Origin of the sequence: Kitasatospora sp. NPDC087861, assembly GCF_044742585.1 — a bacterium.
Lineage (GTDB): Bacteria > Actinomycetota > Actinomycetes > Streptomycetales > Streptomycetaceae > Kitasatospora.
Genome location: NZ_JBIUUS010000015.1, coordinates 103,432 through 116,743, shown reverse-complemented (window position 1 = coordinate 116,743; position 13,312 = coordinate 103,432). Strand labels below are relative to the sequence as shown.

Genomic DNA, 13,312 nt, shown 5'->3' with positions numbered 1-13,312 from the left:
CCCCGGGCCGCACAACTCCGCCATAAGGGGAGAACGCCGACGCCGACATCGATGCGGCTGTGCCGCTCGAAAAGTCATCGTCGCAGCTGGGCGAGGCGTCGATGGTTCACTGGGATCATGTCCGCGTGATCGTGTGCCTGCTGTACGAGGTGGCCCGGAGGCTGCTGTCCGTCTCGTCGGTCTTGCTTCGGGGGGGCGGGGGGCGGCGAAGGGCGCGGAGCTGCTCGTGCGGAGGCACGAGAATGCGGTGCTGCGCAGGCAGCTGGCCGGCCCGGGGTCCGCTACGAGCCAGCCGACCGGTTCTGGTTCGCCGCCCTGTCCGCGCTGATACCCCGGCGGTGCTGGCACGAGGTCTTCCCGGTCACCCCCAGCACCCTACTCGCCTGGCACCGCAGGTTCATCGCCGCGAAGTGGGACTACACCACCCACCGACGCTGCCCTGGATGAGGTTTTCGGCAGGGGTAAGGCCCGGGCGAGAGCGGACTACGAGATGCGCGGCCGTGACTCCGAGCAGCAGGTCATGAGCGGTGCGTTCGCATCGAGTTGTGACCCGTGAGCCTGCGTTCGAAGGCGCGGATGGGGGAAAGGTTCGGATGGCGGCAGGTTTCGAGTGCTACGCCGGAGGATCGATGTGCTGGGACGGACGGGTCGTGAACTCGCTGCTCGCCCTGCTGAGCCGGGACTGGCTGGGCGTGCCGGTTGCGTTGACGGTGGTCGGCGCGGGTGGCTGGCTCGTCGGTCTGGACGCGGGGTCGTGGGTTGTGGCGCTCGGTGGTGTCCTGGTGGCTGTCGGTGCGGTGCTGTTGACGGGGGCCGTGCGGCACATGGTGCTGGTGGCCCGCGAGTCGGGGGCGCGACCGGTGCCGGGGACGCTGGTCGACGTGGGCGGTCACCGGATGCACGTCCTCGCCGAGGGGGGTGCCGGGGGCGGGCCGACGGTGGTCTGGATGCCGGGTGGGCATGCGCCGGGCGCGGAGTTCGGGCGGCTGCACGCGATGATGGCGGCCCGGACCCGCTCGGTGCTGGTCGACCGGTTCGGCTCGGGCTGGAGTGATGTCGGGCCCTTCCCGAGGACGACGGCGGCCGAGGCGGAGGAGCTGGTGGCTGCGCTGGAGGCGGCGGGGGAGCGGGCTCCGTACGTGTTCGTCGGCCATTCTTTCGGCGGGCTGCTGGTCGCGAATGCCGCCAGGCGGCGGCCGGACCTGGTGGCCGGGCTCGTGCTGCTGGATCCGACACCCCTGGAGGTCATCGCGTTCGCGCCGCCCAACCGGCTGGTCGCGGGCATGCGCGGGGAGTTCCTGCTGACGGCGGTGCGGCACCTGTTCGGTGTGCACCGGGGCCGGGGCGGCCGGACCGGCCAGTACTGCGCGGCCGCGTCGATCTTCGCGGAGCTCTCGCCCGGCGGGCTGGCGGGGGTGGGCTGGAAGACCGTGGTCTACGACGGGGACCTCGGTGACCTGCCGCTGGTGCTGGTCATACCCCGCGACCTCACGGGTGGCGAGGCGGTGCTGGCCGCCGCCGGGGACGCGGCCGAGGCCGAGCGGGTCGGCCGCTTCTACCTCGGGGCCCGGACCCGCTACCTCGCGGCGTCGACCGCGTCCCGGGTGGTGTACACGCCGGCGGGCACCGGCCATGACTTCCCGACCGAGGCGCCCGGGTTCGTGGTGGGGGTGGTCGCGGACCTGGTGCGGGAGCTGCGCACGTTCAGCCCATGACCGTGCGGGCGGAGCCGGCCCGGGCCGGGCGCCGGCGGGAGAAGGCGCCCAGGTCCACGACGTTGCCGGTGTGCTCGCAGCGGTAGCGGACCGGGTCGCCGTCGTGGTCGTGGCCGGCTTCGACCAGGTCGATCAGGGTGGCGAGGTAGCGGCCCACCAGCGGGGCGTTCTTGAACTGGTTGCCGCTCGTGCCCATGGCGACGTAGTAGCCGTCGAGGGCGGTGCGGTCGTAGATCGGGGTCCAGTCGTCGGCGGCGTCGTACACGCCCGCGACCCCGAGGGGCCGGTTCGGGACGCCGATCTCCGGGAAGCGGCGGGCTGCCCGGGTGACCTGGGTGCGGAAGCGGTGGGCGGTGGGGCGGGGGTCGGCTTCGTCCGGGTCGTCGATCCACTCCGGCAGGTCGCAGGGTGGATCGGTACCGCCGACCAGGAGGTGGCCGCCGGAGGCCGCTCGCAGGTAGGTGCCGAGGTCGAGGTCGGCGACGACGGGGCCGAGTCCGGGACCGGTGGTGTGGCCGCTCGGTGCGACGACCTGGTGGACTTCCTCGCGCAACGGGCGCACGCCGATGGTGAAGTCGCTGCCGACGCCGGACAGCCGGTTGAGGCCTCCCGACCACGGGCCGGCGGCGTTGACCACGACCGGCGTGGCGATTCGCGTTCCGTCGGCCAGCCGGATGCCCGCCACCCGGTCCGCGTGCCGGTCGACGGCCACCACGGTGTGGTGGAACAGGAAGCTCGCGCCCAGCTCACCCGCCGCGTCGGCGAGGTTCTGGGCGGCGAGCTGCGGGTCGTCGACGAACCCGGCGTCCGGGGTGACGAGGGCGCCGAGCTCGCCGGTCGGTGCGTCGAAGAAGGCGTCGTCGTCCACCGGCTTCGGCGGCCAGTACCGCCCGGGGTCGATCCCGGGGAGGCGCCGGCGCAGCGTAGGGGCGTCCCACCGTTCGTACCGGACGCCCGCGCGGTCGAACAGGGCGGTGACCCCGGACGGTGTGACGGCGGGGGAGTCGAGCAGCACGGCGCCGGTGCGGTGGAAGGCCGCGAGCGGGCGGCGGCCGGTGAGCCGCAGGTGGTCGGGCCAGGACGTCCAGAGGTGCTGGGCCTCCCAGGCCGTGGCCACGCCGTCGAAGGTGGAGTAGTTGAACCGGATGATCGCACTGGAGGCGCTGGTGGAGCCGTGGCCGACGGCGCCCGCCTTGTCCACGACGACCACCTGCCGCCCGGTGCGGGCGAGTTCGAGGGCGACGGCGGCGCCGATCACCCCGGCCCCGACGACAACCGCGTCCGGTCGGCCGGTGGTCATGACGGCCTCTCACCGGGCAGGGAGGTGCGCAGGCTGGGCACGGAGGCGAGCAGCGTCCGGGTGTAGGGGTGCCGTGGGTCGCGCAGCAGGGCCTCGGTGGGGGCGGTCTCGACGATCCGACCGTGCCGCATGACGGCCACCGCGTCGGAGACGTAGCAGACCGCGGGCAGGTTGTGGCCGATGAAGAGCATGGACAGGCCGAGCCGTTGCTGGAGGTCGCGGATCGTGTTGAGGACGGAGGCCTGCACCGAGACGTCGAGCGCCGAGGTGATCTCGTCGGCGATCAGCAGTCCGGGCTCGACGGCCAGGGCGCGGGCGACGGCGACCCGCTGGCGCTGGCCGCCGGACAGCTGTCGAGGCAGGCGGTCCGCGAACCGGGGGTTCAGGCCGACGAGTTCGAGCAGATCGGCGACGCGCTCGGCACGGGCGGGCCGGTCGAGCCGGTGAAAGACGGTGGCGGCCTCGACGAGGGTCTGGCGGACGGTCATCCGGGGGTCGAGCGCGGTGTCCGGGTCCTGGAGGACGATCTGGACCAGGCGGCCGAGCCGGCGCCGGTCGCCGACGGTGCGGGCCCGGACTTCCCGGCCGTCGAGCAGGACCCGACCCCCGTGCACGGGGGTGAGGCCGACGATCGCGCGGGCCAGGCTCGACTTCCCGGAGCCGGACTCGCCCACGAGCCCGAGCGTGGTGCCGGGCGGGATCTCCAGCGAGACCCCGTCCACGGCGGCGACGGGGCCGCGCGGGCCGTGGTGGCGGACGGTGAGGTCGGTGAGCCGAAGGGCGGTCATGACGCGAACACCTCCGCCGCCACCGGGTACCAGCAGGCCACCCGGTGGACCGCGTCGAGGTCCTCCAGCGGTGGGGCCTCCTCGGCGCAGTGGTCCCGGCGGCGCGGGCAGCGGGGCTCGAACGGGCAGCCCGGGGCGGGAGCGAGCGGCTCGGGCGGGGCGCCCTCCACTGTCGGCAGCGGCCGGTCGCGGTCCGCGGTGAGGTCCGGTACCGACGCGACCAGGGCCCGGGTGTAGGGGTGCCGGGCGCCGGTCGGGAGTCGGTCGGCGGGCAGGCTCTCGACGATGGTCCCCGCGTACATCACCAGGACGCGGTCGCAGAACTCGCCCACCAGCGCGACGTCGTGGCTGATGAACAGGACGGCGGCGGAGGTGTCCCGCCGGATCTCGGACAGCAGCCGGGTGATCTGCCGCTGCACGGTGACGTCGAGTGCGGTGGTCGGCTCGTCGGCGATGATCAAGCGGGGCCGCACCATCAGCCCGGCGGCGATCATCACCCGCTGGCGCTGGCCGCCGGAGAGCTGGTGGGGGCGTGCCCGCAGCACGGCCGGAGGGAGGGCGACCCGGCGCAGGGCGTCGGAGGCCTCCGCCAACGCCTGGGCGCGGCTCGCGCCGCGATGGGTGCGGACGGTCTCGGTGAGCTGGGTGGCGATGCGCAGCGACGGGTTGAGCGCCGAGGCCGGGTTCTGGAAGATCATCGCCAGGCCGGTCGCGAGGTGGCGTTCGCGCTCCTTCGGCGTCATGGCGGCGAGGTCGGCGCCGAGCAGACGGTGGGTCCGCCGGGAGATCCGGGCCCGGTCCGGGAGCAGGTCGGCGACGGCGAGCGCGGTGAGCGACTTGCCGGAGCCGGACTCGCCGACGAGTCCGACGATCTCACCGGGCCGCAGGGACAGGCTCACGCCGCGCACTGGTCGGATCACACCGTCCGGGGTGGGGAGTTCGACGGTGAGGTCCTCGACCTGGAGTACGAGACCCGCCGCGGCGGGCCCGCTCGTGGAGGCCGGCGCAGCGGGCGTACGGGGTGCCGGGCTGCGCCGGGCGACGCCGCCGGCCAGCACCTCACCGAGGAGTTGGAACGCCACCGCCGCGTAGAGGACGGCCAGGCCGGGTGCGAGGGCGGGCAGGGGCTCGGCGTAGATGCGGTCGAGTCCCTGGTTGAGCAGCTGCCCCCAGTCGTAGCCGGGCGGTTGGACGCCCAGGCCGAGGAAGCTCAGCCCGGCGAGCGCGACGAGGGCCGTGCCCGCGGCCGTGGTGGTGCTCAGCAGCAGCGGTTCGGCGATGTTGGGCAGGACGTGCCGCCACAGCAGCCGGTGCCGGCGCAGACCGAGGACCCGGGCCGAGGCCAGGTGGTCGGTGCCCGCGACGGCGGCGGCGAGCGTCTGGGCGAGCCGGGCGAAACCGGGCACGCTGGAGACGGCGAGGGCGAGCATCGCCCCGCCGGCGCCCGCGCCGAACACGACCGCGAGGAACATCGCGACCAGGAGCGCGGGGAAGGCGAGCAGGAGATTGATCAGCCCGGCGAGCAGCCGGCGGGTGCGGCGGCCGACGACGGCGGTGGACGCGCCGAGGAGGATGCCCCCGGTCGCACCGAGCAGGACCGCAGCCAGCGCGAGCAGCAGGGAGGGCCGGGTGGCCGTCAGGACGCGGTCGAGCACGTCCCGTCCGAGGCTGTCGGTGCCGAACGGGTGTGCTGCGGACGGACCTTGCAGCACCGCGGTGGGGTCGGGCCGGTCGGCCGCCGCGTCCCAGAGGAGCGGGCCGGCCAGTGCGAGCACGACCAGGGACGCCAGCATGGCCGCCGCGGCCCAGGCCATCGGCGAGCGCGGGTACCTGATGGGAAGGGACATCGGATCCTCAGCTCTCCCTGATCGCCGAGCGCGGGTCCAGCAGAGCCAGCAGTACGTCGACCAGGAGGCCGGCGAGCAGTACGGTCGTGCCCAGGATCAGCACCATCGCCTGGACCACCGGGTAGTCCTGGGTGACCACCGATTGTGCCAGCGCCGAGCCGATGCCGGGCCAGGCGAACACCTTCTCGACCAGCACCGTGCCGGCGATCAAGGCGGGCAGCAGGCTCCCGGCGACGGTCAGCGCGGCGGTCGCCATGTTCGGCGCCGCGTGCAGCAGGTAGCGGCGGGCGGGGGACAGCCGTTTGCTCCGGGCGGTGCGCAGGTAGTCCTCGGACAGCACCCTCAGCGCCTCCACCCGGACGATGCGCACCAGGACGGCCGTGGGCGCGAGGGAGAGCGCGAGGACCGGCAGGACGAAGGACTCGACGCCTGCCGAGCCGGCCACCGGGAACAGCTGGAGGCCGACGGCCAGGAACGCGGTGAGCCCGGCGGCCAGGACGAAGTCCGGCACTCCGGCCAGCCCGGCGGTCAGTGCCGTGAACGCCAGCTCACTGCGCGGGTGGCGGCCGTCGCGGGTGCGGACGGCGGCGAGCAGCCCGCAGGGCAGGGCGACGGCGAGGGTGACGAGGAAGGCCAGGCCGGCGATCTCCAGGGTGGCCGGCAGCCGGGTGCGGACCAGCTCGGCGACCGGGGTCCCGGTGACCAGCGAGGTGCCGAGATCGCCGTGCGCGAGGCCGCTCAGGTAGTCCCGGTACTGGGACAGGAACGGCGCGTCGAGCCCGAGTTGGTGTCGGCGCTCGGCCACCAGGGCGGGAGCGGCGTCGACGCCGAGCGCGGCGCGGACCGGGTCGCCGGGGACGAGACGGATCATCGCGAACGACGCGGTGAGCACGACCCCGAGGGAGAGGAGCAGCCGGGCCGTGCGGCGGCCGAGGAACGCCGTCCAGGGATTCCGCAGCAGATGGGGCAAGGACACGGTGGGCCCCCGGTCACTGGTGGAGGCGGATGCTGGTGGGGACGAGCTGACCGCCGAAGGTGGTGGCGAAGGTGGTGCTCCGGCCGTACACGGTGCTCCGGCCGTCCGCGATCGGCAGGGCGTCGACCGAGCGGAAGAGGGCGGCGGCGGCCCGGTTCCAGGTGCCGCAGCCTTCGGTGTCCGGCTCCCGGAGGGCCTCGGCGACCAGGGCGTCGTACTCGGGGTTGGCGACGCCCGCGAAGTTGAGGCCCTGGGCGGGGGTGGGGCCGGAGAAGAACGGGACGAAGCCGACCGGCAGGGCGAAGCCCGGTGAGGTGCCGACCACGACGTCGAAGTCGCCGGTCTGGTACATGGCGTTGACGAGCGCGGGCAGGCTCTCGGTGACCAGCTTGACGTCCGCGCCGAGTGCCGTCCAGGTCCGGGCCATCAGCTCGGCGGCGGGCGGCAGGGTCGGTCCGAGGTCCGGGCTGGTGATCAGGCGCAGCCGGAGCGGCTTGCCGTCCTTGGTCAACCGGCCGTCCGGGCCACGGTTCCAGCCGGCCGCGCGCAGGGCCTCGGCGGCGTCCTGCGTCGGCAGGTTCGCGGCCGCGAGGTCGGCGTGGCAGACGGCGCCCTCGGCGCCGAAGTCGGTGGCGGGCCGGCCGGTGCCGCCGACGGCGACGTTGGCGAGGCCCTGGCGGTCGAGCGCGGACACCAGGGCCCGGCGCAGGGCCGGGTCGGCCAGCGGCCGGCCGGGGCGCTGGTTGAAGAAGGTCATTCCGACGACGGTCGCCACGTCGGTGGTGGACAGGCCGTGGCCGGTGAGCCGGGCGCGGTCCGGCCCGTTCACGTCCGCGATGTCGACGCCCCCGGTGAGCAGCAGGTTCGCGGTGGTGGAGGCCTGGGGCACCACCGAGATGACGAGGCGGGCCGGCAGGCCGGGCGCCGCGGTGGTCGCGCCGTCCGGGCCCCAGGTGTAGCCCTCGCGGACGGTGAACTCGTACGGCCCGCCGGGGGAGTAGCGGCTCAGGACGTACGGGCCGGTGCCGTGGGTGGCGCGGTCGAGTGACTGGGGTCGGTCGAGTCCGGCGGGGCAGACGATCGGCAGCAGGCCGAGGGTGCGGGTGAGGAAGGGGAAGGGGGCGGCGGTGCCGGCCGACACGGTGCCGGTCGGGTCGTCGGCGGTCACGGTGAAGGGGACGTCGGGCAGGACGGTCTGGGCGCCGGCGAGCTGGTTGGCCGGGTCGCCCGCGTACGTCAGCGCCCGGGCCACCGCCGAGGCGGTGAGGGGGGTGCCGTCGGAGCAGGTGATGCCGGGGCGGAGAGTGAAGGTGGCCGTGGTGGTGGTGGCCTGCCAGGAGGAGGCCAGACCGGAGACCACGGTGCCGTCGGGGGCGAGGTTGACCAGCGAGTCGTAGGCGTAGCGGGCCTGGGCGGCGCCGAAGGTCGAGTACGGGTCGAAGCTCGGCGTCTCACTGGCCGCGGCGATCCGGACGGTCCCGTGCTCGACGAGCGGAGTGCTCGTCGAGGACCGGGCGGTGCCCCCGCAGCCGGCCACCGCGACGGCCGTGACGGTGGCGGCGAGCGCACGGGCGGCCGGCAGGGTGCGACGGGGCATGGGCGCCATGGTGCCACCGAGTTGTCCCGCTGACGAGTCAACTGACGCGTGTGGCAATTCTGTTCGAAGAGCGAAAGCCGCCTGTGGCTGCGTCCGGGAGCCGTTCGCGCGGCCCCGGGCGATCGGGTTCGTCTCACCCGTTCGAGGGATAGTACGGCCGCGGTTCCGCGGACCGGGCGACTGGGCGGCCGGTCATCGCCACACTGGCCGCATGAGCACGAGGACGAGCGAGTCGGGCGAGGAGTTCGGTCGACTGGCCGACGATTACTGGGAGTTCCTGCTGGAGCGCGATCCACTGCTGAGGGTGCGCCAGGGCCTCCCGGTGGAGATGCTCCCCGGGGCTTCGCTCGCCGAGGCCGAGGAGCGGGCGCGGTTCGCGGAGGGTGTGCTCGGGCGGGTCCGGGCACTCGAGGGTGTGGGGTCGTCCGGAGCCGACGCCGACACCGCCGCGTTCCTCGCGGGGTTGGCCGAGCAGGAGCTGCGGTCCCACCGTTGCTACTGGCTGACGCCCGCGGCCACGCCGTACCGGCTGTTCCCGCTGTCGCAGTACGTCGACGCGGTCCTGTGCCCGTTCCGCTTCGCCGAACGGCCGGACGTCGAGCGGTACTTGTCGCTGCTGCACGAGCTGGCCCGGGTGGTCGGCTCGATCGCCGACAAGGCGGCGGAGCAGGCTGTACGCGGTTTCCGGGTGCCGGCCCCTGCCCTGGCCGGGGCACGCGCCACCGTCGTCGGCCTGCGGGCGTCCGTGGCGCGCCGGGTGGAGGTGGACGACGACCGACTCGGCGGACTGGGCCGCGCCGACCGCGGACGGCTCCGCGACGGGGTGCATCGGCTGGTGGAGGTCGAGCTGGCACCGGCCTTCGACGGCCTGCTCGCCGTCCTCGACGACCCGGCCTACCTGCGCGACGCGCCGCGGTCCGTCGGCTGGGCGCAGTACGCGGGCGGGGAGGAGGCGTACCGGGAGTTCGTCCGGACTCACAGTGGGGGCGACACGCCGCCCGAGCGGCTGCACGAACTCGGTCGCGAGCAGTGCCGTGAACTGGCCGAGCGGATGGGGGAGGTCCGCACCGCCCTCGGATTCCCGGGCCCCGAGGAGGAGTTCCACGAGCGGCTGCGGAGCGAGCCCCGGCTGTACGCCCGGTCGCCCGAGGAGGTCGAGGCCCGCTACCGCCGGTACCTCGACCGGCTGGCCCCGTCGCTGCCGCGGTGGTTCGCCGCGCTGCCGGCCGCCCCGTACGGGTTGGCCCGGCTGGACCGGGCGCTGGAGGCGGGGATGACCTTCGGGTACTACCAGCAGCCCACGGCGGCCGACCCGATCGGACGCTACCGCTACAACGGCGCGGGCCTGGAACGGCGGTCGCTGCTGGGCGCGGCCTCGCTGATCTACCACGAGCTGGCGCCGGGCCACCACTTCCACCTGGCCCGCCAGGCGGAGGACCGATCGCTGCCTCAGCTGCGCCGTGAGGTGGCCGAGTTCGGCGCGTTCAACGAGGGCTGGGCCGAGTACGCGGCCGGTCTCGGCTGGGAGATGGGCCTCTACGACGACCCGTGGGACGCGTACGGGCGCCTCACGCAGGAGCGGTTCACCGCGCAGCGCCTCGTCGTCGACACCGGGCTCAACCTCGGCACCATGAACCTGGGGCAGGCGCGGGACTTCATGCGCGCCAACTCCACCGAGGCGGACGCCCAGATCGCCTCGGACCTGCTGCGGTACTCGACGGACCTGCCCGGGCAGGCGCTGTCCTACCGCGCGGGGTACCTGGAGTTCGCCCGGCTGCGGGCGCGGGCTGAGGCCGGCCTGGGCGCCGGGTTCGAGGTGCGGGCCTTCCACGAGGCGGTCCTGGGCGGTGGCGGGCTGCCGTTTCCCGCCCTCCGGCGGCGGGTGACGCGTGAACTCGGCACGCCCCAATGAATGGAAAGTCATATGAGTGGATTGTCATGTGGGCATGCGTTCGTCAATTCGAGCTACAGAGAAAGATCGAGAGCACTCGCATGAGTGAAACCGGGTGGGAATGTTTGGCTTCAACGGACCCGGCTCGACTACGGTGAAGCGAGAGCGGGCGGTTGGTCCCTCGAGTGCGGAATTCATCCCGGCGGGAAATCCGGCGGGGAACGTCGAATTCCGGAGTCGGGTGCTTCCGTCCGCCCAGTCGTGCGGTGCTCCGGTGCGTCCGCAGTTGCCCGGGGTCCCTGTCATACGTCCGCGTAGAGAGGATGGAGCATCATGCCGCCCCTAGTACCGCCCTTCCTGGTCGGCCTCATCGTCGCGCCACTGGCCAAGCGTCTCCTCAAGCCGCTGGTGCGAGGCGTCGTCAAGACCTCCGTCGGCCTCGCCCTGGAGGTCAAGAAGGCGGCCCACGAGGCCGGAGAGAACATCCACGACCTCGCGGCCGAGGTGGCCGCCGAGGTCGTGGCGGCGCAGGTCTCCGCCGGTGACGGCGAGGCCCCCTCGGGTGACGGCCGGCGCGCCGCCGAGGTCGCCGTCCCGCACGGCGAGAAGAGCGAGGCCGCCGACCGGTCCGAACACGAGGCAAGGAGCCCGAAGATCCGCGCGACCGCCGGCGTCGGCAAGGCGCACTGACGGCCCGCCCGGCGACCCCGGCCGCCGTGTGAGCGCATGTTCCGATCAATCTCGGAACAAGGCTCCCGCGCGGCGGTCGGCTGCGGGCCTGTCGGTAGCAGCAATATCCCCTCAAGAATTCCCGCCCCTGTCGCGGCAATTCCGTCGTGCCCGTGACGGTTTTCTCGCGACCTCCGCAAACAGGTGATCGTACACATGCCCTCTCTGCTGGGTGCCGCAGCCGGATACCGCTCCGTGGATGTGGACGTGCGCCCGCGCTCGGTCATTCCGGGCCGGCAGCGCTGGGACGTCAAGCTGGTCCTCGGGCGGCCCCGGATGGCCGAAGTCCTCGCCGCGGCCCTGCGGCGCGTCCCCGGGATCCGCGAGGCGCAGGCCAGCCCGGTCACCGGCGGGGTCCTCGTCCGGCACGACGCGCGGGTGAGTGCCACGGACGTCGGCCGGATCGTCCGCAGAGCCGTCACCCTGGTTGCGGAGGGCCCGGCCGGCGCGGGACGCCGGGCGCCGAACCGGCCCGGCGCCGAACCGGCCGCGCGGGTGGATCGCGGCGTCGTCGTGCGTCCCGTGCTCGCCGTCGGAGGGTGCGTGGCGGCCGGCGTCGCGCTGATCCGCGGATCGGCGCTGAGCAGGCAGCTGGTCGCGCTGGGCGGCGTCGCGGCGGCGACCGCGGCCGTCGTCCGAAAGGCCTGGCGCCGAACGGCCGACGCGACCAGGGACCTGTCCGGGGCCCCCGGGCGACACCCCCTGCTGGAGATCGTCGGACCGCACCGTCGCCGCCTCTACCGCGCCTCCGCGCTCTCGGTCGCCTGCCAGATCTCGGAGATGGCGCTCGGCACCTTCCTCGGCTGGACCGCACTGGTGCTCATCAAGGGCGAGGCCGCGCCGCTGGTCCGTTTCGGCCTGACCACCGCGTCCGCCCAACTCTGGGGCCTGGCAGGGCTGGTGACCATCGCCTGTGCCGCCGTCGCGGGCCTCTCCTACTCCTCGAACCTCCAGTGGCGTCAGCTCGGCCAGGACATCGAGCACGACTGGCGGGGCCGCACGTACGAGCACGTGCAGCACCTCGAACTGCGGCACCTGGAAGGCGAGCGGACCACCCGGATCGCCGGGGTGCTCACCGACGACGTCCGCCAGCTGGGCACCTTCTTCGCCACCTCGGCCAACGACGTGCTGCAGCTGGGCACCAGCCTGGCCATCCTGGTGCCGCTGTTCCTCCTGCTGGCACCGCAGATCGCCTGGATCGCCTTCCTGCCCATCCCGGTCATCGCCTGGCTGTCGCTCCGGTACCAGGACAAGGTCACGGCCGACTACGCCGTCTCCGGTGAGCACCGGGCCAGGCTGCACAGCCAGCTGGTGAACACGCTGGAGGCCGGCGCCACCGTCAAGAGCTTCTGCACCGAGGACTACGAGGCCGAGCGCATCGACCGGCTGAGCGCGGCGGCCCAGGAGAGCAACGAGCAGACCGACCGGAGCACGATCCGCCACGCCGAGACCGTCAGGGTCTGCACGACCGGCTCGATGGCCGGCACCCTGCTGATCGGCGGCCGGTCGGTGCTCAACGGCAGCCTGCCGTTCGAGGTGTTCAGCCCGCTGATCGGGCTGCCCCAGATGGTGCTGCTGCGGATGAACCGGCTCGGCGGCATCGTCGACCAGTACCAGCGCACGCTGGCCGCCTACGACCGGGTCCACCACCTGCGGGCCCTGCCCGTCGAGACCGAAGGCACCGGCGGACCGCTCGACACCGAGAAGGTGCGGGGCGAGATCGTCCTCGACGACGTGACCTTCGCCTACCCCGGCCGCCCGCCGGTGCTGGAGGACCTCTCACTGACCATTCCCGCGGGCCAGGTCACCGCGCTCGTCGGCGCCACCGGCTCCGGCAAGACGACCGTCGCCAAGCTGCTGATGCGCTTCCAGGACACGGAGTCCGGTGCCGTGCTGCTCGACGGGCGCGACGTGCGCGACCTGCCGCGCCGGGACCTGCGGGACGCGGTCGGGTTCGTCGCCCAGGACCCGTTCCTCTTCGACGGCAGCATCGCCGACAACATCCGCTACGGCAGCTTCGGGGCCTCGGACGAGTCCGTGGTCAAGGCGGCCACGATGGCCGAGGCGCACGCCTTCGTCGCGACGCTGCCGGACGGCTACGACACGGTGATCGGCGAACGCGGCGCCGCGCTCTCGGGCGGCCAGCGGCAGCGGATCGCCCTGGCGCGGGCGATCCTCAAGGACGCGCCCGTCGTGATCCTCGACGAGGCCACCTCCGCCGTGGACAACGAGACCGAGGCCGCCATCCAGCGCACGCTCCGGAGGTTCGCCGCCGAGCGGACCATGGTCGTGATCGCCCACCGGCTCTCCACCGTCCGCCACGCCGACCGGATCTACGTCATGGACAAGGGCGGCGTCGTGGCCGAGCAGGGAACCCACGACGAACTCCTCGCCCAGCACGGACTCTACGCATCCCTCTGGCGGCTCCAGGCCGGCGAAATCGCCGCCTGAGCACCGCAGCAGCGCCCG

9 protein-coding genes are annotated in these 13,312 nt (G+C 73.7%); 4 read left to right on the top strand and 5 right to left on the bottom strand.

What is annotated here, in order from left to right; genetic code table 11:
* Nucleotides 1-593 precede the first annotated feature (593 nt).
* A complete protein-coding gene (locus ACIOJE_RS21830) occupies nucleotides 594-1,715 on the top strand; it encodes an alpha/beta hydrolase (RefSeq protein ID WP_400777999.1) in 1,122 nt (373 codons plus the stop codon).
* Here ACIOJE_RS21830 and ACIOJE_RS21825 read toward each other — a convergent pair.
* The 5 genes from ACIOJE_RS21825 to ACIOJE_RS21805 are packed head-to-tail and all read right to left on the bottom strand — an operon-like array spanning nucleotide 1,705 to nucleotide 8,223.
* Nucleotides 1,705-3,015 (bottom strand): NAD(P)/FAD-dependent oxidoreductase, encoded by a 1,311-nt coding sequence (locus tag ACIOJE_RS21825; RefSeq protein WP_400777997.1) that lies wholly within the window; start codon nucleotides 3,013-3,015, stop codon nucleotides 1,705-1,707. The two genes, ACIOJE_RS21830 and ACIOJE_RS21825, sit on opposite strands and share 11 nt — an antisense overlap.
* Nucleotides 3,012-3,803 (bottom strand): ABC transporter ATP-binding protein, encoded by a 792-nt coding sequence (locus ACIOJE_RS21820; RefSeq protein ID WP_400777996.1) that lies wholly within the window; start codon nucleotides 3,801-3,803, stop codon nucleotides 3,012-3,014. The genes ACIOJE_RS21825 and ACIOJE_RS21820 overlap by 4 nt, the downstream gene beginning before the upstream one ends.
* The gene (locus ACIOJE_RS21815) at nucleotides 3,800-5,650 is read right to left on the bottom strand and encodes a dipeptide/oligopeptide/nickel ABC transporter permease/ATP-binding protein (RefSeq protein ID WP_400777994.1); all 1,851 of its coding nucleotides are present in this window, start codon (nucleotides 5,648-5,650) and stop codon (nucleotides 3,800-3,802) included. Before ACIOJE_RS21815 ends, ACIOJE_RS21820 begins: the two co-directional genes overlap by 4 nt.
* A gap of 7 nt (nucleotides 5,651-5,657) precedes the next feature.
* Entirely contained in the window at nucleotides 5,658-6,626 is a 969-nt protein-coding gene (locus tag ACIOJE_RS21810) for an ABC transporter permease (RefSeq protein WP_400777993.1), read from the bottom strand.
* Nucleotides 6,627-6,639: 13 nt separating this feature from the next.
* The gene (locus ACIOJE_RS21805) at nucleotides 6,640-8,223 is read right to left on the bottom strand and encodes an ABC transporter substrate-binding protein (RefSeq protein ID WP_400777992.1); all 1,584 of its coding nucleotides are present in this window, start codon (nucleotides 8,221-8,223) and stop codon (nucleotides 6,640-6,642) included.
* Between the two features lie 211 nt (nucleotides 8,224-8,434).
* On the opposite strand from ACIOJE_RS21805, the gene ACIOJE_RS21800 reads away from it, so the two are divergent.
* The 3 genes from ACIOJE_RS21800 to ACIOJE_RS21790 all read left to right on the top strand — a co-directional run bounded on the left by ACIOJE_RS21800 (nucleotide 8,435) and on the right by ACIOJE_RS21790 (nucleotide 13,294).
* On the top strand, nucleotides 8,435-10,135 hold the full coding sequence (locus ACIOJE_RS21800) for a DUF885 domain-containing protein (RefSeq protein WP_400777991.1): 1,701 nt from the start codon (nucleotides 8,435-8,437) through the stop codon (nucleotides 10,133-10,135).
* Between the two features lie 312 nt (nucleotides 10,136-10,447).
* A complete protein-coding gene (locus ACIOJE_RS21795; protein WP_280678991.1) occupies nucleotides 10,448-10,804 on the top strand; it encodes a DUF5132 domain-containing protein in 357 nt (118 codons plus the stop codon).
* Nucleotides 10,805-10,999: 195 nt separating this feature from the next.
* The gene (locus tag ACIOJE_RS21790) at nucleotides 11,000-13,294 is read left to right on the top strand and encodes an ABC transporter ATP-binding protein/permease (RefSeq protein ID WP_280678989.1); all 2,295 of its coding nucleotides are present in this window, start codon (nucleotides 11,000-11,002) and stop codon (nucleotides 13,292-13,294) included.
* The last annotated feature ends 18 nt before the right edge of the window (nucleotides 13,295-13,312 follow it).